At 57.2% G+C, this 388-nt stretch carries 1 protein-coding gene; it reads right to left on the bottom strand.

The genetic code is table 11. The features are described from left to right. On the bottom strand, positions 1 to 388 hold a 388-nt coding region (locus J9889_RS19770), incomplete at both ends, for a transposase (protein ID WP_210557813.1).

Genomic DNA, 388 nt, shown 5'->3' on the forward strand with positions numbered 1-388 from the left:
AACGCCACAGCATTTCATCATCCTTGAGCAGTAGCCGACAGCGACCTCGGTAGCGCTTGCTGCACAGCAAACTGCCTCGCCCCAGCTCTTTTCGCCAGCTTTGCCGACATCGCTCAAGCCTTCGCTGATATTGTTTCTGGCTCAACACGCCTTGTTCATAGCCATGTCGAACCCTGAATACGCTATTTGCGAGAAGCACCAGTCGGGCCCCAATGGGCTGATTGACCTTTTCGCCGCTGTCGGCAATCGCTGCCACATTGCGCAGTACATGGGCCCAGCACAGCTGACGCTGGCTGCTGTCGATGAAACGGTATCCTGCGTACTGGTCTGTCACCAACACGCCATCCAATTCTGAGCCCAGCAGCCGTTTGGCCGCATCCTGACCCCG

Source organism: Aeromonas sp. PrichA-15, from assembly GCF_017939245.1.
Lineage (GTDB): Bacteria > Pseudomonadota > Gammaproteobacteria > Enterobacterales > Aeromonadaceae > Aeromonas > Aeromonas caviae.